The organism is Estrella lausannensis, from assembly GCF_900000175.1.
Classification (GTDB): domain Bacteria; phylum Chlamydiota; class Chlamydiia; order Chlamydiales; family Criblamydiaceae; genus Estrella; species Estrella lausannensis.
The window spans coordinates 187,716-211,098 of record NZ_CWGJ01000025.1; the positions used below are offsets into that span (position 1 = coordinate 187,716).

General features: G+C 49.0%; 16 protein-coding genes and 1 tRNA gene. 6 read left to right on the forward strand and 11 right to left on the reverse strand.

Annotated elements, in window-relative coordinates; translation table 11 throughout:
- Positions 1-482: 482 nt before the first annotated feature.
- From ELAC_RS08400 to ELAC_RS08410, 4 genes are all read right to left on the reverse strand, one after another.
- A complete protein-coding gene (locus ELAC_RS08400) occupies positions 483-2,921 on the reverse strand; it encodes a hypothetical protein (protein ID WP_098038835.1) in 2,439 nt (812 codons plus the stop codon).
- A 228-nt stretch (positions 2,922-3,149) separates the two neighbouring features.
- Entirely contained in the window at positions 3,150-3,389 is a 240-nt protein-coding gene (scpB, locus tag ELAC_RS12020; protein WP_275425090.1) for an SMC-Scp complex subunit ScpB, read from the reverse strand.
- Positions 3,323-3,808 (reverse strand): SMC-Scp complex subunit ScpB, encoded by a 486-nt coding sequence (locus ELAC_RS08405; RefSeq protein ID WP_275425091.1) that lies wholly within the window; start codon positions 3,806-3,808, stop codon positions 3,323-3,325. The genes scpB and ELAC_RS08405 overlap by 67 nt, the downstream gene beginning before the upstream one ends.
- A gap of 14 nt (positions 3,809-3,822) precedes the next feature.
- Positions 3,823-4,530 (reverse strand): segregation and condensation protein A, encoded by a 708-nt coding sequence (locus tag ELAC_RS08410; RefSeq protein ID WP_158227852.1) that lies wholly within the window; start codon positions 4,528-4,530, stop codon positions 3,823-3,825.
- Between the two features lie 307 nt (positions 4,531-4,837).
- On the opposite strand from ELAC_RS08410, the gene tsp reads away from it, so the two are divergent.
- A complete protein-coding gene (tsp, locus tag ELAC_RS08415; protein WP_158227853.1) occupies positions 4,838-6,829 on the forward strand; it encodes a tail-specific protease Tsp in 1,992 nt (663 codons plus the stop codon).
- A 119-nt stretch (positions 6,830-6,948) separates the two neighbouring features.
- Positions 6,949-7,021: transfer RNA gene (locus ELAC_RS08420), tRNA-Phe, on the forward strand.
- Between the two features lie 75 nt (positions 7,022-7,096).
- Here the strand turns inward: ELAC_RS08420 and ELAC_RS08425 are convergent.
- Entirely contained in the window at positions 7,097-8,092 is a 996-nt protein-coding gene (locus tag ELAC_RS08425; protein WP_098038838.1) for an NAD(P)-dependent oxidoreductase, read from the reverse strand.
- 247 nt (positions 8,093-8,339) lie between these two features.
- Between ELAC_RS08425 and rplU the strand changes: the two genes are divergently transcribed.
- The 3 genes from rplU to obgE all read left to right on the forward strand — a co-directional run bounded on the left by rplU (position 8,340) and on the right by obgE (position 10,237).
- Complete coding sequence (rplU, locus tag ELAC_RS08430; RefSeq protein ID WP_098038839.1) at positions 8,340-8,654, forward strand: 50S ribosomal protein L21; 315 nt, start codon at positions 8,340-8,342, stop codon at positions 8,652-8,654.
- Between the two features lie 18 nt (positions 8,655-8,672).
- Positions 8,673-8,924, forward strand: coding sequence for a 50S ribosomal protein L27 (rpmA, locus tag ELAC_RS08435; RefSeq protein ID WP_098038840.1), 252 nt, complete (start codon positions 8,673-8,675; stop codon positions 8,922-8,924).
- Positions 8,925-9,169: 245 nt separating this feature from the next.
- The gene (gene obgE, locus ELAC_RS08440) at positions 9,170-10,237 is read left to right on the forward strand and encodes a GTPase ObgE (RefSeq protein ID WP_098038841.1); all 1,068 of its coding nucleotides are present in this window, start codon (positions 9,170-9,172) and stop codon (positions 10,235-10,237) included.
- Between the two features lie 183 nt (positions 10,238-10,420).
- Here obgE and ELAC_RS08445 read toward each other — a convergent pair whose 3' ends face one another.
- Complete coding sequence (locus tag ELAC_RS08445; protein ID WP_098038842.1) at positions 10,421-12,985, reverse strand: hypothetical protein; 2,565 nt, start codon at positions 12,983-12,985, stop codon at positions 10,421-10,423.
- A 311-nt stretch (positions 12,986-13,296) separates the two neighbouring features.
- On the opposite strand from ELAC_RS08445, the gene ELAC_RS08450 reads away from it, so the two are divergent.
- Positions 13,297-16,107 carry a hypothetical protein gene (locus ELAC_RS08450; RefSeq protein ID WP_098038843.1) on the forward strand — a complete coding sequence of 937 codons (2,811 nt, stop codon included), beginning with the start codon at positions 13,297-13,299 and terminating at the stop codon, positions 16,105-16,107.
- 51 nt (positions 16,108-16,158) lie between these two features.
- Here the strand turns inward: ELAC_RS08450 and ELAC_RS08455 are convergent, their stop codons facing one another.
- The 5 genes from ELAC_RS08455 to ELAC_RS08475 form a co-directional block, all read right to left on the reverse strand.
- A complete protein-coding gene (locus ELAC_RS08455) occupies positions 16,159-16,989 on the reverse strand; it encodes a hypothetical protein (protein WP_098038844.1) in 831 nt (276 codons plus the stop codon).
- Between the two features lie 175 nt (positions 16,990-17,164).
- Positions 17,165-18,628 carry a transcription termination factor Rho gene (gene rho, locus ELAC_RS08460; protein ID WP_098038845.1) on the reverse strand — a complete coding sequence of 488 codons (1,464 nt, stop codon included), beginning with the start codon at positions 18,626-18,628 and terminating at the stop codon, positions 17,165-17,167.
- Between the two features lie 255 nt (positions 18,629-18,883).
- A complete protein-coding gene (gene coaE / locus ELAC_RS08465; protein WP_098038846.1) occupies positions 18,884-19,486 on the reverse strand; it encodes a dephospho-CoA kinase in 603 nt (200 codons plus the stop codon).
- Positions 19,480-22,125 (reverse strand): DNA polymerase I, encoded by a 2,646-nt coding sequence (gene polA, locus ELAC_RS08470; RefSeq protein ID WP_098038847.1) that lies wholly within the window; start codon positions 22,123-22,125, stop codon positions 19,480-19,482. Before polA ends, coaE begins: the two co-directional genes overlap by 7 nt.
- A 132-nt stretch (positions 22,126-22,257) precedes the next feature.
- Positions 22,258-23,298 carry a S49 family peptidase gene (locus ELAC_RS08475; RefSeq protein WP_098038848.1) on the reverse strand — a complete coding sequence of 347 codons (1,041 nt, stop codon included), beginning with the start codon at positions 23,296-23,298 and terminating at the stop codon, positions 22,258-22,260.
- Positions 23,299-23,383 lie beyond the last annotated feature (85 nt).

Genomic DNA, 23,383 nt, shown 5'->3' on the forward strand with positions numbered 1-23,383 from the left:
TGCCTGTTGAAGGCAGCTTCAGAGCCTCAATGAAGCAAACTTGAGGGTTGCTTCATATAATAAAAAAATCCACCCGATGGGTGGAATCAGCGGTTATTATAGGAGATAAACAGTTTTTTAGCAAAAGGAGTTTGCTGGAGGGGAATAAGTCGGATCCCGATCCGACTTAAAAGTTATTTTTATAAAGGGCGCCAGACTCCTTCGTTCTTATTCTTAAGGTCAAAGTTCCAGGAGCTTCTAGGCTGAGGGGGTGTGAAAAAATAAGTTTGCGGAAAGCTCTTTTGCCCTCGAAAACAGGAAGGAGAGGATTCGACGCGGTAGATACCGGAAGTGTCTCTGAATTTGGTTTTTTGAAAAAATGTTTCCTGTGATTGGAAGCTTATAAGTTGCCTAATATTAGAAATATGAGGGGGTTGTCCCCTTCCATTCCCGAGGCTTTCTACGACTCCTCATGCTCAACTTTGAGACACTTTCGGTATAATTTAAGCGGCCGGGGCGGCTTTGCCCGCCTTCTCATACTTTTTGATGCGGCGCCTCTCTTTGAGGATCTCGATGCCCTGGCGGAGGTAGACGGTAGCCCTTGTTGTCCAGCCTTTGATGCTGAAGGTGTCTTTAGTAAGTCCTTCTATCAGAAAGGGTTTTATTTTCATAATGGAGGTGCCGGTATTGTCTTTGATCACCAGGACCGCCGGCGAGTCGGGGCCGAGCTGGTGCCTTAAGATGCGGCGGCGTACCTTGGGGGTAAAGCCGTTGTTTTTCATTAGGCGGTCGACTTTGAGGGCCGAGACAAAACCTGTTCTGTCTTTGGCGCTTAAGCAGCCTGTGGACGTTTTAAATCCGGCTTTGATGACCAAGTCAACCGTATCGGCGGCGTTGGTGTATCCAGACTTTCTGCCATGGAGTAATCTCTTGAGCGGTTTGTCATCGGCGAGGTGAAATTCTGAGAGTTTGGCGTAGGCTCTTTCATTAATTTTGCGCTGCGTTTTATTGTTTTTGGTGTTTCCTTGGACGGACTGATTCACGAAGATCGACCGGAGGGATAGCTCCTGCCCTTCTTGGAATGCAGCGTTTGGGGGGACGTGCAGATTACCGTCTTTATCAATGAAGGGGCCTTTCGCATCGGCAATGAGCATTTTGTTGTCAAAATGGTCGAACAGCGCCGCCATGTCCTTGATTTCCACCTCCTCGTTGTGGAACCACCCGCTGCCGTCGATCGCTTTACTCGATTGGCTAAGGAGGCTGACGTGAATCATCTTCATCATGCCGCTTTGCACGTCTTCTTCCGAGAGGCGTCCGGCATGATCGGCGACCATTTGCAGAAACTGTCCCTGCATCACCTGCATCCTTTTTTCGATGGTCTTATCCATTCTGTCTTTCAATGCCGGCATGTCCTGTGGCTGAAGCGCAAGGAGAGTTTTGCTAACAGGCCTTGTCTTGTCGATCGCTGCCTTGATTGCCACAATAGTTTCCATTGAATAACCCAACTCTCTTAAAGCATAGCCTGCGGAAGCGTCGGCATTGACTTTATTCGAGAGGGCAGCGTCTCGCCAGAAACTGATGATGTCTGAGGCGATCTCCTTACGGAGCGTGCTCGCTGTTTCACTGTCGTTGTTCAAAAGGGATTTGCGTAAGACCTGAAGCGATTGTAAGTCGACAAATCCGTTACTCATATCACTGATAATGCCAAGTCGTAACCACCCTTCCTGCTTGCCCTCCACCGAGCAGCTGTGATAGCGCATGTTGACGGACGGAGCCAAGGTGAGGTATTCCTTTTGCATCAGGTGTTCATACCGGTTGATGGCGCCCTCGAGTCCTTCGGGATTTTCCTTGGAAGAAAGAAGAGGGTCTCCCCTTAAAATATCCCTGAAATAATCGGAGTTGGCCCACTCGACGGGCGAGCTGTCGCAGCGTTGGATAATTTCAAGCAGCTGTTGTTTTCTAGCCTCCAGTTTCTCTTTTGCCGGTGCGTCCAGCGGTTCATTTTTTAAACGCGAAGTGATGTATTTAAGCTCTTGCAGTGATTGTTTTCTTAAGCTTTTGACGGTGTCTCTTCGTTCGATGACTTCTTTAGCGGAGTGGCCCTCGCCATCGTCCCACGTCATCTCAATGCGCTTGCCCCCCTCTAGCATCTCCGCTTTTCCACCGATCGTATCGGCAGCCCTGTTCGCGGCCTGGGAGGCATCCAGCTCTCTTGCTTCTGCGCCACCGATTTTCAAAATCCCGGAAACGAATGTCTTTTTAATCTTTTCAAAAGTGTGGATGGCGACTTTTTGAGTGTATCGGGCGGCGATCAAGGCTTTTTCTTTCAGAGAGTCAATAAGAGATAGACGGCCGCGGAGCTTTTCTTTTCGTGAGGGCTCGCGGGCTTCAATCGTCATGGATTGCGGATGACTGCCGAGCGTCTCTTGCGTTTTAGGCATGGGTTCGGGGATGTCTACATGCAGGCAATCTTTTAAGCAATGATTGATCAATCCGATTCGTCGATTTAAAGCGTCGGGCGATTTTTCCTTGCCCTGAGTAGGTGTTTGTCCTTCCTCTATATCATCCAGCTTCTTGAGCAGCTTCACTTTTTTGTCGATCAAAGCTTTAGTGACATCACCCTTCTCCTTGTCCCTTCCGTCCAGGGTTTGGAGGGAGAGCTCATTATTTCGGTTGATGCTGATGCTTTTGGTTTTGCTGCCTAATTCATAGACGCGTCCTAACCCCTCGGCTTTAACGATAGCCTCGAGCAGGTGGGGCTTCACATTTTCTTCTCTGAAGGTGGATGCGTTGTAGACCAAAGTAAGTAAGACGGTCCGGCCGTTGAGCTGGATTTCAGCGGAGACCTTTGTGTTCTGGCCCGTTTCATCGGGTTGAATTTTTATGTCTGATTGCTGGAGTTGAGTTTGGGCAAATTGGTGTAAAGATGTTCCATTAATCATATAAAACCTTCCTTTGGTTTATATAATTAATTATAAAACAATCGATGTTTTTTAAATATTTTAGTATTAATAAGAGAATGTTAAAAAACGGAGGGGAGTAGTGAGTTGATAATCAATTTCTTGTAAATGGGGGGTGAGTTTAGGAGACGGAACCGTGGAGCGACTGAATACCGAAAGTGTCTCAAAATCCCGAATTTTTGAGGCGCTTCCGGTATCGTTGGCTTAAGTTCAAGAAGTGGCGGTTAATGGCTCTTGCTGCAGCTCTTTTAAATCTTTCAGCCCGAAATGGGTAAGGAAAGAAGGGGTCACGGCCCACAGGCTGGGTCTTCCCGGGGCTTCGGCTTTGCCGACCTGATTGATGAGTCCCCGCTCTGCAAGCGCTGCAATGGTTCCAGTGCAGTCTACGCCGCGGATGGCTTCCACTTGCGCCCTCGTGATCGGCTGCCTGTGCACGATAATGGCGAGCACTTCGGCGGCTGCTTGCGAGAGCCTTTCGCCCCGGCGGTTTTTGAAAACAGACCCATCTCCTCTGGAGTTTTTAAGACAAATCCTTCCGCTGTTTCAGAGAGCCTGAAGCCTCTGCGCTCGCGGATATATTCCTCTTTGAGACTATTTAAAATGGACTCGAGCGCTTTTGGCTTTAAGGGAAGAAAGGGGTCGATCGCTTCCCGGATCTTCGGCAAGGGGATAGGCTCCGGGGAAGCGAAGAGTATGGCCTCGATGATGGAGCGGGCGGTACGGCTCTCTTCCGTCGACTTCTCATCAGGAGAGGGGGCGTCCTGGGGTGGGGGGGCGATTGGAAGAGGTTGATAGACGGGCTTGGGTGTGTTTTTACGGAGCTGCGATGTCTCTTGCTCGGTCGAAAACAGGTTGATCTCTTTCGTCATGCTTTTGCTGGTCCTTACTTGGCAGAAGCGACATAAATCGCGCCATCCGCCTCTTTTGTTGCCTTGATCAGTCCCAGTTTCATTAGCTCCAATATAGCTAAGAATGTCACGATCCACTCTTGACGGGACTGCTTTTCTAGAAACAGAGTGTAGAACGCAATGTGTGGCGCATGCGCCAGTTCGCGTTTGATATAAGCGATTTTATCGCCGACTCTCCACTCCTCTTCAAAAATTACACGGGAAGTATTCTCCTTTCTTTCCATCAACTCTTTGAAAAGATGGCCGAGATCTTCCATGGAAAGATGGTCGACACCCATGGGACGGGGCACCTCTCCCATCCCCACGCTGCCTCTCGTGAAAATGGAGGATAGCTCCTTGTCTTTGTGGCAAAGCTGCTCACCGGCCTTTTTAAATTGAACATATTCGATTAAGGCCTGAAGCGCTCTTTCCCGGTTTAGGGTAGAGAGTTTTTCCTCCTCTTCTTCCTGGGGCTCGTCCGGGAGCAGAGCCCGGCTTTTTAAGAGGAGGAGCCAGGAGGCAGACTGAATAAACTCCGCTCCAAGATCAAATCCCGGTTCATTCAATCCTGCGTATTGCATCAGGATCTCTTTTAAAAAGATGTTTTCTGCGGGCAGTTCGTTTTCGTGAATCAGGGCGATCAGAAGATCGATCGGACCGGTAAAATCGTTCAAGGTAAGGTTGAATTCGTTCTTCTGAAGCATCATTTCACTTGGTGTCGCTCTCAAACCTGCTTTTGGCTGAAAGAACTCTCTCCTTCTAAGTGCAGGTTTTTTGTCTCTCTTGTATATCAAAAAAACAATTCCGATAAAAGGGGCTTGCCTCGGGATGCTGCAGTTTTTTTGCTGGTGTGGTGTGAGCTGAAAATTCCCCAGGCGCTGCTAGGCTGTTCATAAACTGAAACGGTCAATTGTATCGGGTGTATCGGGATTTCCGTGGAATGGGATGTTGCCGATATCTAAAAAAAATATTATAATAAAAAAAAGCCTTAAAGTGTTTCATCGAGGTCGTATGGCTCTGTTTTTTGCTCTCTCAGCGCGTTTTTATCCATTCTTTATCTTTTTGGGCCTGCTGCTCTCATCTATTCATGCCGAAGAGGGTAAAATCCTTCAGGCTGAAGATGTTAAACAAGTGATGCGTGAAATCATGAAGCAGCACGTCGAGCAGAAGAATTTAAGCGGCGCGATCGTTAAAAACTCCTTCAAAGTTTACATCGAACAGTTTGATCCCGATCGGATTTATCTGCTGGAGAGCGAAGTGGAGCCCTACTTGAACCCTTCCGATACGGAGATCAGCGCGGTACTCAAAGAGTGGGATCGAAGTGAATTCAAGACCTATGAGAGCTTGAACGCCTTGATCCAGAAGTCGATAGAGAGAGCGCAGAAGGGAAGAAGAGGTTTTGAGGCAAACATCGCGCGGCTGCTCGAAGAGAGAGCCGGAGGTGGTTTTGCCGATGAGGGATCTCCCGGTAGTTTTGCCTCGAACTTGACCGAGCTGCAAAACAGGCAGAAGGAGCATTTTGTACGTTACATCGGGAGGCAAAAGGAAAAGTTTGGCAAAGGGCCGGTGACCAAGCATCAGGCGCAGCTGGTAAAGAACTACGAAGAGGAGATGCAAACTCGCGAGAACGAATATGTCATCTTGCAGAATGTGGCCTCGGCCGCCCAATTGCAGAAGCGCTCCCTATTCTATATGCATGTACTTAAAGCGTTGACGAAGAGCCTTGACGCCCATACTTCCTACCTCAACGACCAAGAAGCTTTTGACATGAAGGTGCGATTGGAAAAATCGCTCGAAGGGATCGGGATCATCGTCCGCAAGGGAGATAATGGATATGTCATCACCAAGGTACTGGAAGGTAGCCCGGCGCAGGAGAGTGGACGTGTGCACGTTAACGATCTCCTCGAAAAAATCGATGGGAAGCTCATTAAGAACGTGCCTGTGCAGGAGGTGATGAATGGCTTACGCGGCAAGGCGGGAACAGATGTCTTGCTTGCCATCAAGCGGGGAACCGCTCCCTCGGAGAATATAAAGTTAACTCGTAAGATGTTCATTGTCAACGAGGGAAGGGTTACTTATCGCTATGTACCCTTCAGCGGTGGATATATCGGGGTGATCAAACTCTCGTCGTTTTATCAAAACGATAAAGGAGTCTCCGCGGAGCGGGATGTGAAGAGAGCCATTGAAGAGTTGGCCTCCAAAGGTCCCTTGAAAGGGCTTGTGATCGATTTGCGGGAGAATAGCGGCGGGTTTTTGAGCCAGGCCGTGAAAGTTGCCGGTCTCTTCATTACCAATGGTGTGGTCGTCATTTCCAAATACTCGAATGGTGAGAAAAAACTGTACCGGGATATGGACGGAAAAATCTCGTATGACGGTCCGCTTGTGATCCTGACTTCGAAGATTACCGCCTCTGCTGCCGAGATCGTGGCCCAGGCGCTTCAAGATTATGGGGTGGCGCTTGTCGTTGGTGATGAACAGACCTACGGCAAAGGAACCATCCAGAGCCAGACGGTGACTGAAGGCGATAGCGGAAGCTCCTATTTTAAAGTAACGGTGGGAAAATATTATACAGTGTCCGGAAAGACGCCGCAGGAGATGGGGGTGCGCGCCGACATTGTCGTGCCGAGTATTTTAGACGGCGAGCAGATCGGGGAAGGCTATCTTGACTCCCATTTAAGCAATGACCGGATTGATCCTGCGTACCAAGACAGCCTTCAGGATGTGGATCCCAGTTTAAAGCCATGGTATTTAAGATACTATGTGCCAACTCTGCAGAAGAAAACAGGTCTTTGGAGAGAGGCTGTGCCGCAGCTTAAAGAGAGCAGCGCCAGCCGTTTGAGAAGAGGGGGATACCAGGAAAAAATTCAATCCGAGAATAATGGACAGAGTTTTGTCGGAGATACTCAGCTGCTAGAAACGGTTAACATCGTCAAGGATATGGTGATCTACGAATCGAAGAACCAAAGCCGAGGTTTGACGACGCAGGCAGAAGAGCATAAGTAAATATAATTTCGTTACTAAGTGTGAGCTGTTTAAGGAGCTGTAGGGGGCGCGGAAGGAGCGGTATTGTATTTTCTTTGTTGCGGAAAAATCTGCTATTGCCTATCGTCTTTACTTTGTTTGGCCAGATAGCTCAGTTGGTAGAGCAGAGGACTGAAAATCCTTGTGTCGCTGGTTCGATTCCAGTTCTGGCCACTCTTTTTTGAAGCAGAAACCAACTGCTTTATCCCTCTAAATCCCCATTTCATGTCTTATCTTTTATTTCTTCTCTCAGATGAGAGACTGTCTGCTAATTTCTGCAATCGTCGCCGGGTTGAAAAGCGTTCTCATGTCCATAAAACTGCCTTGCAGGTAGTGTCTCAGGTTGTGTTTGAATTCTAAAAAGAGCGGTGACTTTTTATCGCTGGGCAGGCGCGCGACATCGGGAGTGACGATCAGCGACGGCAGGGTGAAAAGAGGGGAATGGGCGGAAATGGGGGTTTCCCGGTAGGCATCGATCACGATGCCGCGGAGTTTTTTCTGGCCCGCTTCATACAGCGCCTCTTCATCAACGGCCCGGTTGGACTCGACCACGATCAGGATGGAATCGTCTTTCATCAGCTGCAACTCATTTTTGCCGAAGAAGCGATGGAACTGCTGTTGTTTCGGCAGGGCCAGCGAGACCACATCCGCGGCCGGAAGCACAGAATGGAGTTCCTTGAAGGTGAGAGTTTTTTTGCAGGAGGGGTGGAAGCTCTTCTTGGAGTGCACTCCGACGACTTTCATCCCTAAGCTTTTGCCCATGGCTGCGATGGCAAGTCCTGTTGTCGACAGGCCTATCTGGAGCATGGTTTTTCCTTTTAGGTTCCACATGGAATTGATCCATTTGGCATCCCATAAAAGCCCTGGGAACTTCGTGGCGTCTTTCCAGCGGAAAAGTTGCTTTGCAAAGGAGAACAGGCAGGCGCTGACAAACTCTGCTGTTTCTTTCGCGTTTGGGTTTTCAGAATAGGTGAGGAGGACGGTGCCTCTCTGTTCAATCTCGTCGAGGCATAGGTTGGAGAGGTCGTCGTTCGGGGCGTGGATCCATTTTAAGTTGGTTGCCATCTTAAGCTCGTTCCGGGTGAGGTGGCCGCCAAAGAGGACTTCCACCCTCTCCCAATGCTCTTTGCCTAAATTCCGGCAGGAGTTTTCACTTAAGTGCAAAAACAGCAGGTTGGGAAATTCCTTGGGCAGAGGGGAGATCTCGTCAAGGGAGATTTTGACTTGAACTAAGACGATGTTCATGCAAGTCCTTTATTGATCGGTGAAGTGTCAGCTTAAGTTGACCGCCTCTCTCTGTCAAGCACCTTAACGGGCAAAATTCGCTCTTTAGAAGAGAGCATTTTTCCTCGAAATGACGGCAACAACTACCGATATTTGATGAACTTGTGCTCGGGTTGAATGTTTTGTGTTGATTTCAAACGCTACCTTCTTTATATTGATTCTACTAAGTTTCGTATAAGATCCATGGATCGAGTTTGAAGGAGATTTCATGTACGCTATTATCAAGACAGGTAGCAAGCAATACAAAGTCGCGAAGGGAGATATCATCAACGTTGAGCTCTTAGAAGGCGCGAAAGGTGATTCAGTCGAATTTGGCGATGTTCTTTTTGTATTTGATGGCAAAGAGCATCAAGTAGGTGCACCTCATGTTACCGGGTTCGCAGTGAAAGGCGAACTGATGGGAGAGACTAAAGGCGAAAAGCTGACTTCCATGAAGTATAAGCCAAGAAAAAGGCAGAATCATAAGTTTGGCCATCGTCAAACCTACTCAAAAATTAAAATCACTGACATCGCAAAACGATAGGTCAAGGAGAGCACTGTCATGGCACATAAGAAAGGACAAGGTTCAACCAGAAACGGAAGAGATTCGCATTCGAAGCGTCTCGGAGTGAAAGTCGGAGCCGGAGAGATCGTTAAGGCTGGAAGCATTCTGGTGCGTCAGAGAGGCACTAAGTGGCATCCTGGGAAAAACGTCGCAAGGGGCAATGATGACACGTTGTTTGCTTTGAGCGATGGTATGGTTTCCTTCAGGAAATCCAACAAAACAGTTATTTCCATCGACGCGGGTCAATAACGCCCTCGTTTTAACAGATCCTGAAGATTACCATAGGCAAGCACTTTGTGGCCAATACCGCAAAGTCTCGCCTATTTTTTTTGTACGATTGCTGATCGGCTTTTTACGCGCGCCACAAATTCTCTCCCGGGCACCCTCCCTTGTCAGCGAAAAATACCCGTATTCAGTTTCCTGTGTATAAATTCATGGAAAAATATTAATTAAAAGTAGTATAAAGTTACTTTTTCTATACAGAAGTTGTTGTTATGTTTATAGATCGTGCGCAAGTTGAGTTTCGAGCCGGCAGCGGAGGCAATGGCGTCGTCGCCTGGAGACGCGAAAAATATCTTCCTAAAGGCGGCCCCTATGGCGGCAACGGCGGTCCCGGGGGATCGGTCATCATCGAAGCCAGCGTGCAGATCCCGTCTCTCGACTTTTTCCGCAACAGGCGTTTGATCAAAGCGGAAAATGGCGGCGCGGGAGGCTCCAACTGCCGTCAGGGAAAAAAGGGCCAGGATCTTGTGATTCAGGTACCGCTCGGTACCTTGGTTAAGGATGCCGAGACAGGCGATCTGATCGCCGATATGACAGAAGATAAACAGCGTCTTGTTCTTTGCCGCGGCGGTAAAGGGGGACTTGGCAATAACTTCTTCAAGACACCGACCAACCGCGCTCCCAATCACTGCACTCCCGGAAAAAAAGGGGGAACGCGTAAAGTCGAGCTCGAACTGAAAATGATCGCGGACGTGGGACTGATCGGTTTTCCGAATGCAGGCAAATCCACCCTGATCGAGTCTTTGGCCAATATCCGCGTCAAGACGGCAGCGTATCCGTTCACGACACTGAAACCCAACATCGGATTTATTGAGTTCAGGGATGGCACCCGTATTTTTATCGCCGACATTCCCGGAATTATTGAAGGGGCTCATGAAAACAGGGGTCTTGGCCTTGAGTTCTTAAGGCACATCGAACGCACTAAGCTTTTGCTCTTCATCCTCGACACATCGGGTATCGATGGTCGAAAGCCTGAGGATGACTACCGCGTTCTGCGTAGTGAAATCAGCGCCTACAACAGCGCTCTTAACGACTACCCCTATTTGATCGTACTGAACAAGTGCGACACTGACGAGGCCAAAGAGAATCTGGAAGCTTTTTATCAGGCTGTTTCACCGCCCAGGGAGAAGACTTTTGAGGTCTCGGCAATTTCCGGCGAGAATCTTGACATGCTGATCGAAGCCATAGCTCGAATGACTCCCAAAGTAAACCAGGAGCCTTTGCCCCTTGAAGAAGCGGCTCTTCCCGATTACCCCGAAGAAGAAGTATCTCCTGAATAGGTCGGGTAGTCAGTCCTCCGTCAATCCCGAAAGTGTCTTAAAATCCCCAATTTTAAGACACCTTCTGTACGAGTTATGACCCTAAGGGGCCACCAAATCATCCGATATCAGTTTGTGGACCGCCTCCAAGAGAGTGCCACGGCCCTCTTGAGGGCTTAGAGACACTTCGGTAAATCAGGCCGATCAGAGCCTGCGGGTGTCAAATTGCTGCAGGCGGCTCGCCAAAAGATCATCAGTATTTCCCCGCTTCAGCTCCTTTTTCGTCAGCGTCAGGACTTTCTGGACCCTTTTGAAGAATTTCGCATAGCTTTTAAGAACCGTTACCTTTTCCATTCCAACATTCAGTCTCAACTTGTCACCGTGGGGCGATGACATCGCGGTCAGGCTGGAGTTGATGAAGCTGAAGCTTGGTCTTGAGGTGAGCGGTAACTTGTTGTCTTTAGCGTATTGGACAAACAATTTTTGAAAGACCGCCATGGTTTTTGGGTGGCCTGGAAATTTGATATCCAGAAAGAAAATGCGCTCATCGTTTATTGCCGAGATCTGCATGGGATTCGTTGTCCCCTCCTGGAATATGGCCTTTTCCGGGAGCATCCGGTAGAGTTTTTGCGTATTTTCCATGATCTCTTCCCGATAGCTGTCTCTTGACGAGCCGCTATACTTCTGAAGATGTGTAAGACCCTGATAACTCAAGCCCTCCACCTGATCCTCGGGCAGATCCATTCTTCTGTTAAACCGTTTAAAATGGGCGCCATCGTTGATCGTGATGACGATCCCTCCGTAGTAGTTGTCTAATCCGAGCATATCGAACTTTTGCGCGCTTCTTACGAAAACCACATTAAGCCGACCGTTTGCTATCAGGTTTTTGATTGCATCATCCGCCAAGAAATTTTTGATATTCAGTGATTTTTCCAGATCGACCGTCGTATCGATCACCACGGTAAATTGCTCTGCCACAAGCTTGTCTTGCACCAGTTTTTTGACTTGGCCCAGGACATCCACCCTTTGGTAGTCTTGGACATCATGTAAGATATTATGGTGAAATTCGGTGACAAACAGATCGAGCGCCCCGATATCTTGCAGGGAGGAGCTTTTTTCGTTTACGAAATTCGCAGGCAGTACGAAGATTTCATGTGTCTTGGCGAAGGAGAGTGGGTTTTTTGCCTCGTTGTAGTAGCAGTCTTGTGCCACAGCGACTTTGAGCTTGTTTGTTTTCTTTTCTTCTTCGATGCCGGAGAGGACGCTTGCGAGGCAGTGCATAGCCGAGGGTTTCAGGTGGGCCCTGGGATTTAAGTCGGCGGGAATGATGGGGTCAGCTCCCCAGCACAGTGTGTTAAAAGTGCTGCTGGCGAACTCTTTTTTGCCGTGAGGCGCCGCTATCGCAAGCAGGCTCTGCACTTCCTGATGAATCAGATCGATTTGGTTACTGAAGATGATGATGTCGTCTTTGTGCAAAATCGCTTCTTGCATCGCATTGAAAAGACGGAAATAGGAAATTTGGAGCAGGTCTCCAAGCCCCTCGGCCCGAAATATCTTATCGATCTTTTCGGCCTCAAGTCCTTCGAGTAGCTTAAAGGTCGCTTCAGGCAGTACCCTTAGATAGGGGGCCTCCTCGTTTTGCAGCGCCCTGAATTTGTCGATCAGGGGCTCTTTAAGAAAGTCTGACCACCTTTTGCATACTGTGGGCACCGATGGGCCTTTGGTGGCAAGCAAGGTTTTGGGCAAATCCAGAGTTTCGAGGATCTCATCGAGGTCTGAAATGCGAAGCCATGCGCGTTTTGCTTTGTCAGGACTTAAAACAAAACCGCTGCACGCTTGAATTTCCCTGACATCGCCGTAAAAGGAGCCGTGCCGGGACAGGACTTTTTCTGTCAGAAAGCCTTTGATTTCTTGTGGGACGCGCTTTTCCGGCGGTTGAACAAATTTGGGGATGAGCAGCACATGCTCGCCTTCGTAGTTGACCCAGGCAATGAGCTGCAGCTTAGCAAGCAGCTTATCTCCTACCTCAGCCTGCTCAATGTCGGGGTATTTCTCGCCAAATCGCTTCAGTTTGGCATAAACTATCTGCTCGAAATCGAAGGCTATGTCGCTCATGTCGCTGATCTTATCCGCTGTCTTGTGCAAGTAGCTCGAAATGTCGATTAGAATTTTAGAATCTTGGTCCGGAAATTTATCCGATTGTGCCTTCAGCAAAAGATGATCGATCAGCTCCCCGAACTGCCTCTTACTGCCAATTTTCAGGTTCAGCCCATCGGGCGCTGGCCATTGCCGCTCAAACACTTCGGCGATCAGGGGGCTATCGATCAGGACAAATTCATAGAACGGGACGCCCATCTTTTCTTCGTAGGCTAAATGCACCCGCGATAAGAGGAGGTTGCGGACGCTGCGATGGTAACTTGAGTCTTGGGGAACAATCGGGGAGCTTTGAATGCCTAAAGTAGCGCTATCTGTTTTTGAAAGGGAAGCGGCTTTGCCGTAGGCATTTAAAACTGCCAATTCAATTTTGGCCTGCGTTTCTTTACCCGCCAGTGCCGCGTACTGCCTGAAAATGGAGAGATTGACAAACCAGTTAAAGTAGTGGGGGGGGATGGGGGAGTCTTTCGCCCTTCCTTTCAAAATTTTGTGATTGTCCAGGTAGCTTACCTCTTCGGAAAGACCGGAGCGTTCGGAGACGCTCTCCTCTTCTTTCCCCTCGCTGCCCTCTTGCTTTTGATAAGGGGGGTAGTGCCCGTTTTGGATCGGTAGCATCGAAATTCTCCTTTTCGTAGAGAACCGATCTCAGTCGTCAGTTTCAATCGGCAAATAGCCAAAACAGTCTCTGATATTAAGAAAAAACACTGAAAGGGTTCCGAAATGTTTATTATATATCCCCACTTTTTGTTCTTCAATTGTTTTTAGCAATCTATTTACCTAGTTGTTATTTTAAATTACAAAATGTTATATAATAAATAAAAAAGCTCGATTTTATAATTTTAGTTTTTTCTATGATTAAATAATTGTCAGTCAAAGGTGCCTCTGTTTTCCGCTGGAAAACGCGGGTGTTTGCTGAGGGGGAAATTATGGATAATTTGCCTTCCGGTTTTTTAGGCTCAAGCGCCACTCCCATTCACGGTCCTGCCTCTCCCAGTGTGCAATCGGATAAGACGGCAGACAAGGGGAAATCGAGTGAAACCGGGAGCAAAACAGGGCATCTCCCCTCCACTTCCAAAACAAAACTTCCTAAAACTGTCAGTCAGCAAGATGCTAGTTCTAAAGCGACCGGTGCCAAGACGCATGCCACTTTTGCAGAAGCCCTTCCGCAGCTAAAACCGGGAGAGAAATACCTTGATGGCGAAAAGTTGTTGAAAGGAAGGACCGCGAAAGAGGGAAGCCGGGAGCAGTTTAAGGCTATTCATCGTGACTTTTATCTGAATCAGGCGATGCACCTTGCAGCGATTGAAAAGGCGACCGATCCGGCACTGAAAGAGAAGCTTGAGCTGGGATTGATGCGAGGGTACGCCAAGGCGGCGAAGGTCGGTAAGGAGAATGCCGAGGCACTAGGCATCCAGACTTCCCCTTTTGTGCAACGCGACAATGAATACCACCGAAGCTCACCGGGTAACACCTTGGTGGCGCGCCTGCACGGCGCCTATGCCGAAGCGATGGAGCTAGACCTCAATGATCAGGACTTCAGACTGGTTGACAGCCCTTTGGTGATGGAGGTGTTAAATCGTCACCTTTCCAATCCTGGCCTTGATCTTGCCATCGATTCTCCCGCTAAGTTCAAAGGACTGGTCGATCAGCTGCTCGCTGATGCCAAAAATGGCAATTACCCTGCCAACAAACTTTTGATTGACTGCACAGGTATCTTTCCCGCAACCAAAGAACCAAAAGAGATCAAGGATTTAGCGCAAGAGCTTGAAAAGGTCGTTTTGGAGAAGGTAAGCGCTTTTGCCAAGCAAAATCCCGAAGTGGATATTACAAAGCTTCAAGGTATGCTGAAACAATTGTATGTCGTTGCCATGACGGAGTTCAAAGGGCAGTCGGTCATGTTGCTCCCCCACTTTCTCGATAACCCCCGAACCATCCAGAATGACGAGCATAAGCGGTTTGTCACCAGTCAGAAGCACACGGAGCGTAATGAATTCATTGGCCAACTTCGGGGATTCATCACGGGCGCCGGATTCGTCCTATCGCCCGATCAGGCAAGAAAAGCGTGGCTTGCCGTCACCGACTTTCATGAGATCATGGACAACGCTAACCTGTTTTTGGCGGAGTTGGCGACAAGTGGCACCGGCATACCTGAGGTGGCCAAAAGTTGCAGGGATTTTGTCGCCAATCCCGTTTTCCAATCGTTTCGCGATCTTGGCAAAGCTCAAGACGCGCCTCCCTACCTTCAAGTCATGCCCGAAGCAACCATGCTTTTGCTAGAAGGCTTAGCTAAAATCCATCCGACGGATGGAGGGATTGACAAGGTGTTTAAAGACAATGGGATTGGCGACTTGTTGCAGGTCTCTTATTTTAGGGTAGCCAATGCGGCAAGAGAGGCCATCTTGCGCAAAGATGATCAAATAGCTTTCAACAACCAGATTGAGCTTATGCATAACGAAATACAGATGATCCTCTCCATTGTCGAACCCTATCATCCGGGCGATTTAGAAAAAGCTGTCTTGGACAAGCTGTCAAAAGGCAGAGGGGCTGTGATTCCAGCGGGCTACGATAAACCGCATGTGCATCTGAAGGCTTCTGCCATGCACGCCATGGCAAGCGCTATTGCCGGTGTGGAAAGGCAAAAGGGGACAAACCAGCTCAATGTCGTCGCTTTGAAGGATTGCTACTATGAAACGGCCGATTCTAAAGACTATGGTATGCTGGATCGCTCTCAGGCACATAGCCTCTCTTTTTTGGACGGCGATGCGTTTAACAAGGGAGGAATCGACCAGGCGTTTGCCGGGGCGAATGTCAAGTTGCCGATCGATCTTTTTGTTTGTGAGTTCCACCACAACATTTCGATGAGCAGAACCGACTACAAACCAGAAAACATCACCGCCCAGCTTAAGGCGATGGCCCAAAAAGGGATGCTGGCCGACCCCTGTACCATCATGATCGATACGACGATCAACTTGGAAAAGGCCGATGATGTGCGCCAGTTTTTGTCCGACCCGGATATAAAAAAAATGGTCGATGACGGCAAGCTGAACATCGTTTTGGTCCGAAGCGCCCAAAAATTCGACATGCTGGGAATGGACAACTATTACGGAGGAATTTCTGTCTGCATCAACGACCCGGTTAAATTCAGTGAATTCAACACGAGAATGGACGATCCGCAGGATCAGCTCACCGATATTAACTACCAGGGGCTAACCCATATGCAGACCCATGGCGGGGACTCGATCGACAAATACCGCCAGGGCATTATGGAAAACACCCAAAGGCTCTACTCCATGCTCCCTGAAAAGGCCGTCTACCAAGAGGGCACTCATAATCTGATGCAGATTTCCCGCATCGAAGATGAGCGGGTTGTATTTTTGGATATTAAATTTCCCAAGCTTCCAAAGGCCGCAGAGGCTTTTGAGAGTCGGCTGAAGGAATTCGCTCTTCAGGAGGGGCTTCCTTTCACAACCCGGGCAAGCTTTGGTTTTGCCAATACCAACTTCACCTCCATCGGCGATGAGAAAAAGAGACTAAATCCCGGCCTGGAAGATCCACGCCAGCTGGAGAGGTACGCGGCCTTTTTTGAAGCGGCCCAAAAGACGGTGGAAAGTGTGATGAAGCACCACAGCAAAGCAGCCGCGAACTTAAATGATTCCAAAAACAAAGACCTGATCGAAAATAAGCTGTCAGATAAGTTAGCGGAGTTGAAAATTCCAAAACCGAAAACGAAAAAGTAGGAGCTGTAAGGGTTTCTTGTTCCGGCAACTCATCAGTGTCCCAGGGCTTGTTTAAAAATCAAAAAGTGAAGCTTTGCTGCCGTTGACGGCGTTCCAGTAGCTGATGGAAAGCGATCCATCCGGCTTCTTGACTTCGATTTTCCAAAGAGGCAAAAATACCTCCTTGCTGGAGCGGATGGTAAAGTTCTTTCCGAATGAGGCTTTGGCAGCCTTTTGAATGGATGCTTCCGAGAAAGTGCGTGGAATTAACGCGGAGAGCTCGACTTCCCTCATCACAAAGGGATGGCTGACGCGTGAGGGGGGCATAGAAGCAATTTTGGGATTGTGCACATGCAGTCCTACCGTATCACCAAAAAGAGCCACCAGGTTTTTTTTCGAGGCGCTCTTGACCCTTTTGTCGAAAGGGTCTTTTTCCATCTTCAGATCCCTTCGCAGCAGTTCGCGCGCGGCAGATCCTTTGCGTTTGACAAGGGCGTGCATCAGGAGATAATCGCCTTCATCCGCGCCGCTTTGCAAAGCGTCCCTATATCCGTGCGTTGTCTGCCAGCTGTCTGTGTCGAAAACGATTTCTCCATCCACTTCGCTCCAAAGAAGCCAGCCTTCCCGGGATCTGTTGTTGTCATCGACAAACTTCGTCTCCATGAGTATATAAGGGGCCAGCATGAGGGAGGCTTTATGGTAGGTGTGGGCGCTGTTTTGCAGAAGTTCCGCCCGTTTTTGGTTCATGATCTGCTCAGCAGACAGTTTCGGTTCGAAGACTTGCCTGTGGCCTCCTTCCGCGTAGATCTGAAGAGATTCAAAAAAGGTTCCAAGCCTGTCGCTCAAAAGAAAGAGGGCAAGTAAAGTGAAGGCTGCGGCAGCCAGGTAGATTTTCTGTTTCATGTTCAGACGAGGGAGGTTTGGAAGTGAATTTTGAGATACTTTTGGTATACAGTCTACTGCGCGTTTTCGTCAACTTACCCGTGGCTCCATGGCCCGAAATGTTGAGTTTACAGCCGGTATCCTATTTCGGCAAAAAAAAAGCCGCCTCGAGGGCGGCTTTTGAGCCTGAGCTTCCTTACTCTTTGACAGAGAGAAGGAATTCGATGTTGTTGTTCGTCTTCTTCAACCTGCTGAGCACGAGGTTCATCGCGTCGCCGGGGGCTAAGTCCGCAAGAGCCGAGCGTAGCAGGTAGATCTTCTCCAACTCGCTTGGATGGTAGAGGAGTTCCTCTTTACGCGTGCCGCTCTTGATCAGGTCAATTGCCGGCCAGATACGTCTGTCTGCCAGGCGTCGGTCTAAGACGAGCTCCATGTTGCCCGTACCTTTGAACTCTTCGAAGATGACCTCATCCATACGCGAACCGGTTTCGATCAGCGCTGTGGCGATAATGGTCAGCGAGCCGCCTTGCTCGATGTTACGGGCGGCGCCGAAGAAGCGTTTCGGTTTGTGAAGGGCGTTGGCATCGATACCGCCTGTCAGGATCTTGCCGGAGTGCGGCTGGATGGTGTTGTAAGCCCTCGCCAGTCTCGTGATGGAGTCAAGCAGAATTACAACGTCTTTGCCGTGTTCTACGAGCCTGCGCGCCTTTTCGATGGCCATTTCCGCCACCTGGACGTGCCTTTCGGGAGGTTCGTCGAAAGTCGAGGATATAACCTCGCCTTTGACCATCCTCTGCATGTCAGTCACCTCTTCAGGACGTTCGTCGATCAGAAGAACAATCAGAACCACTTCCGGGTTTTTGCAGGCGATCGCGTTGGCGATGTTTTGCATGATGATCGTTTTACCGGATCTTGGCGGAGCGACGATAAGAGCCCTTTGGCCTTTACCGATCGGGGCGGCCAGATCAAGGACGCGCATCGAGAAATTCTCTTTTGCCGTCTCCATGACGAGGCGCTGGTCCGGGTAGAGCGGGGTTAAGTTTTCAAACAGGATACGCTCTTTGGCTTTGTCGGGGAGGACGCCGTTGATCCTGTCCACTTTCAGAAGGGCGAAATACTTCTCTTTTTCTTTGGGAGGACGGATCGTTCCGCAGATGGTGTCCCCTTTTCTTAAATCGAAACGGCGGATTTGAGCGGGCGAAACATAAATGTCTTCCGCGGAGGGAAGGTAGTTGTAGTTGGGCGAGCGCAAGAAGCCGAATCCGTCGGGGAGAACTTCCAAGACCCCTTCGCCGTAAAGTACTTCATTCGGGTTTTCAGAGATGCACTTGACAATCTCGAAAACCATCTGGGATTTAGTCAGAGAGCCGATATGCTGCAGGCCCATGTTTTTTCCGAAAAGCGCCAGTTCGTCGATGTTCATTCTCTGAATGTCGGCGATTTTGGTGGTTTTTAGGGGAACGGCGGGATCTGGCTGCTGGGGGGCTGGCTGCTGCTGTTGCTGCTGTTGTTGCGGCTGGGGCGGCGAGGCGGGTTGGGATTGCTGCCTTCTTGGGTGTGCCGATGAAGATGAAGCTGGCCTTTGGCGTCCCTTTTCTTTGACTTCGGGAGAAGTCTCCTCAGGTGCGACAGCTTCCTGGATTGTATCTTCATTATCCATTGATAATCTTAGCTCCTATTGATGTTGTTACACGTTTGTACCCTGGCTTTTTGAGAGGATCTTAAAAAGACAGAGGCGGTTGTTCATTTCGATATACCGAAAGTGCCTCAAAATTTGACTTTACGGCTTTGACAAAGCCTCGGAATTGAGACGTTGCGAGTTGCCTCATATTTCTAATAGCAGGCGACTTGCAATGTCTCAATCGGGACAGCTTTCTCTTTGCCGGAAACCAAATTTTGAGACATTTTCGGTATATTATTGCTGTGTCAGAAAGTTGTAGACTTCCCGGGCTTTTTCCTTCAGTTCGTCTTTGGTGCCGCTGTTCTCAATCACGATGTCCGCCCTTTCGGCCTTCTCTTCAGGGGGAAGCTGCCGGCGCATGCGCTCGGCGAAATCGTTCGCTTTTCCAGGTAGCTGGCTGTAGCGCTCCAGGCATTTTTCTAAAGGGGCAACAACGGCGATGGTCGCATCGAAGGCCTTTTCTCCGCCTGCTTCGAACAAGAGAGGAATTTCAGCCGCGAAAAGCGAGGTTTTTCCTTCGGCAGACGCTTTTTCGTATTGGTGTTCTATCTCTTTAAACACTTCCGGATGAGTAATTTTTTCAAGCTTTTCTAAAAGCCCTTCTGTAGAGAAAACTTTTTCAGCAACCTTCTTTCGGTCGATCCGGCCTCCGTCAATGACTTCAGCCCCTAAGAGATCAATTACTTGACGACCTAAACTGGTGTTGGGAGATAAAATTTGATGAACTATGCTATCGGCGCTGACATAGTAGGCGCCGAACTCCTCAAGGTAACGGCAAAATTCAGATTTACCGCAGGAGATGCCACCTGTAATGGCTATTTTTTTTAATTTTAACATTCTTTCCAATTTTTGCCAACTTCGCAATTGACAGTGAGGGGAACCTTAAACTGATAAGCGTTCTCCATCTCTTCTTTAACCAAGGGCTTCAGTGCCTCTATTTCCCCCTCAGGGGCTTCAAATATCAATTCATCGTGGATCTGCAAGATCATGTAGCCTTTAAACCGCTCATTTTTAAGCCTGGCATCGATCTTCAGCATGGCCATTTTGATCAGATCGGCAGCGCCTCCCTGAAGCGGTGTGTTGACAGCGAGGCGTTCGGCCATCTGTCGAATTTGCATGTTCTTATTGTGAATTTCGGGGATGGCGCGCTCTCTTCCGGTGAAGGTCACCGCTTTTCCGCTCTTGCGCGCGACTTCCTTGCACTCTTCAATATACGCTTTGACTTTCGGGAATCTGGCAAAGTAGGTCTCGATGAAGGATTTAGCCTGTTTGAGATCGATTTTCAAGGTCTGTGCAAGTCCGAAAGGACCCTGTCCGTAGAGGATTCCAAAGTTAACGGCTTTGGCCAGTTGCCTCATCTCCTTGGTGACGAACGGCAGGGCAATTCCGAAAATATGGGCAGCGGTTGTCGCATGAATATCTTCCCCTTTTGAAAAGGCCTCTATCAGAGCTTTGTCTTCACTGAAGTGTGCCAGGAGGCGCAGCTCAATTTGCGAGTAGTCGGACGAGAGAAAGCTCCAGCCGTCCATTTCGGGACGAAATGCCTCCCGGATGAGAAGTCCTATGGGGTGCCTTGCGGGAATGTTTTGGAGGTTGGGGTCTTGGCTTGAAAGCCTTCCTGTAGCTGCCACAAATTGGTTGAAGGTGGTGTGGATCCTGTGTGTTCGCGGATTGACTTCGAGGGGAAGCGTGTCGATATAAGTGGAGCGCATCTTCTCGAGAACTCGCCATTCGATCAGCTTTTCGGCGATCGGATAGTTGTTTTTCAGCTCTTCAAGCACCTCCTGGCTGGTCGAAAAGCCTGTCGCTGTTTTCTTGGGGGGCCTGATCATCAGTTTGTTAAAGAGGATATCGCTGAGTTGCTTGGGAGAGTTGAGGTTGAACTCTTCGCCTGCCATCTGGAAGATTTCCTCTTTCACCATATCAAGGGCTATTGTGACGTTGTCCTTGATGGAGGCAAGTCTTTTCGTGTCCAGGAAGATGCCATGCATTTCCATTTCTTGAAGTACGGGGAGAAGGGCCAGTTCGAGGTCGTAGTAGAGTTTTTTCAGTCCCCTCTCTTCCAGCTCCTTTTCAAAGAGATTCTTTAAACGGAAGGTGTAGTCGACATCCTCGCAGCAGTAGGCGGAAACTTGTTCGATCGGCACTTTGTCCATCGTCGTTTCCTGCTTGCCTTTGCCGAGGAGTTCGCTTGTTTTTGTTTTGGTAAAACCGAAATATTTAGCGGCAAGCGTGTCCAGGGAGTGCAGGCGTTCGTTGGAGTTTAGTATGTAGGAGGCGAGGATCGTGTCGAAGGCAGGGGTGACTTCAATGCCATGGTTTTTAAGTACGATGCAGTCATACTTGGCGTTATGGCCGAAGAAAGAGGTGTCTTTGCAGGAGAAAATTTCCCGAAGAATGGCAAGAGCCCTTTCTTTTCCCAGTTTTCCGTTGAGGGGAATGTAATACCCTTCGCCTTCACGCACAGCGAAACCAACTCCCACAAGCTCGGCCAGCATAGGTTTTTCGCTTGTTGTCTCCGTATCGAAGGCAACGTCTTGGTGTGCCTTCAGGTTTTTCATGAGGTCCGTGGCAGATGGTTCATCGTCCACCAGATGGTATGAGACGGGAGTGCTTGTCTTTTTCTCTTCTCCAAGATCTTTGATCATGGAATGGAAGCCCATCTGGTTTAAAAATTGGAGTAGATTTTCACGGGAAGGGGGCTGCAGCTGATAGAAAGCGCTCTCTCGGGGGACTTCCACAGCGGTATCGATCTTCGCCAACTGCCGGCTGAGAAGCGCTTTTTCTCCCTCGTTTTTCAGCGTTTCCCCTTTTTTGCCCTTGATCTCGCCGGCGTGTTGCAAGGCGTTATCGAGAGTATTCCACTCTTTCAGGATAGATGCTGCCGTTTTAGGTCCGAATCCTTCGATTCCGGGAATGTTATCCGATGCGTCTCCGGTCAAGGCTAAGTAATCCAGGATTTGATCGGGCCGCACGCCAAAGAGGGTCTCCACTCCTGCCGGATCGATGATCAGATTGTCTTTGTGTGTATTGAGAATCCTGACTTTTTCATCGACCAGCTGAGCCATGTCTTTATCGCTTGTACAAAGAAAAATATGATCGAAATCTTCTTTGCCGAGAAGGGCCACCGATCCGATGGTATCGTCCGCTTCTACCTCGGGAACCGAAAGCCAAGGGATGCCTGCCAGCTGGCAGTAATCTTTCGCCCAGTTGATTTGATAGGCAAGGTCCGGAGCCATTGGTGGCCTGTGGCTTTTGTATTCGCCATAGATCGCCTTCCGCTTCTTGGTGCTTTCCGGGCCGTCGAAGACGCAGACCAGATGGGTCGGTTTGAAATCGTTGGAAAGCTTAAGGAGCGACCGGACAAACCCGAAAAGGGCATTTGTCGATTCTCCCTGAGCATTGGTCATGCTGGTGATGGCGTGATAGGCTCTATGCAGATAGCCTGAAGCGTCGATAATAAAAAGGGATTTCATTTTAAGCCGATGGATGGAGGATTAATTCAGCTATAAGATGACGGGATTGCTGTATTCTCCGGTGAACTTGTTATTAAGTTCCTCTTTGAACATTCAATCCCGAGAGCTTTGCTGTAATGAGACTTACGTTAATTATTGCCCGGGGCGCCACAGGTATAAAAACTTTCCTTCGAGAGAAGGATCCATGGTTTCCGCAATCTTTAGTTGATGCTCGATTCTACCTTCAAACAGCGGATTTTGGCTATTGAATATTTTACTGACCCAGCCTTCATCCTTCATTTGCACCACCTGATAGAAGTCATCTTCGATCGAGAGTGTTTTCAGCAAATCTTTCAGGGCCTCATCCCGGGAGGCATTACCGTTATCCACAAGGCCGATCGCTTCTGCTTTGGCAGCGGGAAAAACGGCGGCGCCATATTCTTTTACCAAGGCCTCTTTGTTGACTTTAGGACGGGCGGTGGTGACGATGTCCACAAATTGATCGTAGTAGAATTTAACGATATCGTTCAGGTTGTTGAACTCTTCCGGTGTCCAGGCCCTTGTGGGGTCGCCGGCGTCTTTGCCTTTACCGGCATAGAGTGTAGTTGTCTGCAGGCCGAGCGTATCGATCAGCTTGGAGAAGTTGAAAAATGTGGGGACGATGACTCCGATGCTGCCGATCAAGCTGGAGTTGGAGGCATACACCTTATCGCAAGCGCTGGCTATGTACATTCCCCCTGAAGCTAAAAGACCGTCTACATAGGCGTAGACGGGAACATTGTACTGCTTTTTATAAGCTAAAATGGCCCGGTATATCGAATCGGCGTCGCTGACCGTGCCTCCGGGAGTGTTCAGGTTGATGAGCAGCGCTTTTACCCTATTTTTCTTCAGCAGGCCTTCTCTTGACTCGACCAGGAGCTGTCTTACGGTATCGCTGTTAAGCAATTTTGTGCCGATGACACCCTCGATTTTAATTTCCAGGATGGCAGGCGACGACTGGGATAGGTTTTTCCTCACTCCATCGGCATTGGGAGCCACTTCCAACGAGTATTTCTTTTCGACTTCCTGGCTCTCGCTGGAGGAGGCTAGGCCGAAAAGAATACCGAGAAAGAGGAAGGCTGCAAAAAGCCCTAAAGTTCCAAAGAAGGTTAAGAAAAGTGCCCTAAATGAAGAGCGAATGATACCGTGCTGCATGATGATGTCTCAAATTAAGTGCCTTATGCTTCATCCGATTTATGAAGTCATTCATTGACCACGAAGATTTCGGGGAATGGAGAGC